Source organism: Falsiroseomonas tokyonensis (assembly GCF_019024325.1).
GTDB classification, from domain to species: domain Bacteria; phylum Pseudomonadota; class Alphaproteobacteria; order Acetobacterales; family Acetobacteraceae; genus Falsiroseomonas; species Falsiroseomonas tokyonensis.
The window spans coordinates 1-511 of sequence record NZ_JAFNJS010000058.1; the positions used below are offsets into that span (position 1 = coordinate 1).

Consider the following 511-nt stretch of genomic DNA (forward strand, 5'->3'; position numbering starts at 1 on the left):
TGCGCCCATCGCACGAGATAACGCTGACTTATTGCGCCTGTTAATGACTTGGCGAATTTGGGGACCCCGCGGAGCAAGAACCATTGGAAGCATTAAGAATGCCTATGACCCCCTTCGTTCCATCATGGTGTTGTGTTCCCAGGAAGGGATATGCGCTAGCGAACTAATGCGTTTTCCTACTGTTGTGGATCAGATTGCGGCACGTATTCCTTCCTCCAAATACTCCTACGTCATAGGTCTGCTGCACGATCTTTATGACGCCAGAGACTCTTTGGGCTTCGTTCTGCTTGATCGTGAAGGCATCTCCCGCTTGGTTGCGGCGACGCCGATACACTCGAAAGAGCAAACCCCCTATATTCCGCCACGTATCTGGGCCTATCAAGTGACTCGACTGCGATCATTTCTTGATGATTTCTTAGAGCATAGGCAGCAGATCGAGGAGTGCTTTGGCTTCGCATGGGAAGCCTACGCACATAACTTTGGTTCCCATTCTTCCGCCTTTACAAAGAAG

1 protein-coding gene is annotated in these 511 nt (G+C 50.5%); it reads left to right on the plus strand.

Going from position 1 to position 511, the window contains the following annotated elements:
• Positions 1 to 184: 184 nt before the first annotated feature.
• The coding region (locus tag J3S20_RS29960) for a hypothetical protein (RefSeq protein ID WP_216840582.1) at positions 185 to 511 on the plus strand (327 nt) is incomplete at its 3' end.